Genomic DNA, 1,822 nt, shown 5'->3' on the forward strand with positions numbered 1-1,822 from the left:
CGATCATTATCCCCCCGCCGGTGCACTGACCATCTGAAGCCAAGGTGCTTATGAGAGCAGCGGAGGTCGCCGGATCCGGTGTTCATGACACCAGGCTGCGGCGTCGTGACGGGGTAGCCCAGTTCCCGTTACTTGCCGCTGTAGGTGGAGAGGGCGCTGTGCTCGTCGTAGTCCTGGGCTGTACGCGTCGGCCCTTGGGGGCACGCGCATACGGTTAAGGCGCGGGGACGCTCAAGAGTCGCAAGTTCCCGCTTCTTCCTCTGGCGGCGAGGGTGCGGCCGTCCGGGCTGAACGCGAGCGCGGCGCCGGTATGCTGCTCCACCTTGGCCAAGCCGCTGCGGCGGAAGCGGCCGCCGGGACACAGTCCGGCGTGCAGGACTGGGCACAGGACGCCGTTCACGCTTTGTCCAATGTGACCTTCTGACCGCTGGCTGCACCGACTGGGTGGGTCGCTCAATGGGAAGACGACATGACCCGCCACGCCGCGTGTGCAGGAGAGTGCAATGGATACCGAATGCATAGGCCTGACGACGGGCACATTGCGCTCAGCGACTGTGTCGCGATCGGCGTTCCCGAAGCCGACCTTTAGACCGGCACCCGTGAGTCAAGCGGCCATCACACCAGAAAGACCAGCACGGAGAACAGGCTCAGGGAAGCCGCCATAGCCCGGGCCGACAGAAGTCGCCGAAGGCTGAAGGCCCTCCTGCGCCTATCGCGGTAGACACAATTGCCTACGTGCAGGTCTCGACTAGCGGTGGCGTTGCCGCCATAAACGATCCATACCTCACTTGGCTGGAGAACGGTCCTGCGCAGGCTCGCGCGGGCGTGGTTCGCATGGACGCGCGCGGTGGACTCGCTGATTCCGGTCTCGGCGGCGATCTCGGCGTAGCTGTAGCCGAGTACCTCGCGAAGGTGCTCGGGGAACCGGTCGAGTCCGAAGCGCCGCACGATCGGATCGAGCGCCTGCCGGCCGCCTGCGAATGCGCGACCGCGCCCGGCCCGGGCGCGAACACGACGTCGTCCCCGCGATCCCGCGCCGCCACGGCCAGGGGCAGCAAGGGGGCGATGTGGCTGTAGCCCGCTCCGGCAGAGAGTGCCGTGGATCGGTCGTGGGGCTGGGCCGGGCAGATCCGGTCCTGCCGGCCCATGCTTCGAGCTCACGCCTCAAGTGCTGCAGGCGTGCCCTACGCTGTCTCCGATTGGGCTCCGTTGCCCACGTAGAGCCCGATACAGGCCGACACGCAGCGGCACTCGGCCCGGGCTAAAACTGACGTTGACCTGCACAAACCGCCAGAATTTGGCATCCGACGACACTGGCTGACATGCCGGAGCTGTGGTCTCATAATCCCTTGGCCGTCGGTTCGAGCCGACCCGGCCCACACATCGACATCGCTGCCGACCTGCAAGGAGGGCTTTGCAGAGCCGGTTGGTGGCGTAGCAGCCTTTCTGCTTCCTCGTCACAACCGCTGCGGTTGGGGGACTTCAGCAGGTCTGGAGTTCTTCGCTCCACAGTTCGACAAGCGTGGTGTCGAGTGATGTCGAACAAGACTTTTTCGTCTGGTCATCGCGCATCGGCAGTGTCGGGGTATGTCGCCTGGTGTCGGGCTGTTTCGGACCTCTCGGGCGCGTCTCGGGCTCGCAGATGCCGGGTTCTGTCGCTTGGTTCATCCGTCTGAAGGATCGCGTCGTGTGTGGTGTGGTCGATAATGGTGGAGGAGCGGCGCGATCCGGTGGTGTCGGCCGTGAGCACGATGGTGGGAACCGTGGTCTGGGTCGAGCTGAGCCGAAGTTTGGCTCAGCGCGGCGGGCCCTGTCATGATTT

The 1,822-nt window shown here is 65.3% G+C and carries 2 protein-coding genes; one reads left to right on the forward strand and one right to left on the reverse strand.

The window, feature by feature from the left end:
* Positions 1–615: 615 nt before the first annotated feature.
* Positions 616–948 (reverse strand): RNA polymerase sigma factor, encoded by a 333-nt coding sequence (locus AVL48_RS40895; protein WP_074038246.1) that lies wholly within the window; start codon positions 946–948, stop codon positions 616–618.
* On the opposite strand from AVL48_RS40895, the gene AVL48_RS39725 reads away from it, so the two are divergent.
* Positions 835–1,077 carry a hypothetical protein gene (locus AVL48_RS39725; protein ID WP_061989745.1) on the forward strand — a complete coding sequence of 81 codons (243 nt, stop codon included), beginning with the start codon at positions 835–837 and terminating at the stop codon, positions 1,075–1,077. The two genes, AVL48_RS40895 and AVL48_RS39725, sit on opposite strands and share 114 nt — an antisense overlap.
* Positions 1,078–1,822: the final 745 nt, after the last annotated feature.

This window comes from Amycolatopsis regifaucium, from assembly GCF_001613935.1.
GTDB lineage: Bacteria > Actinomycetota > Actinomycetes > Mycobacteriales > Pseudonocardiaceae > Amycolatopsis > Amycolatopsis regifaucium.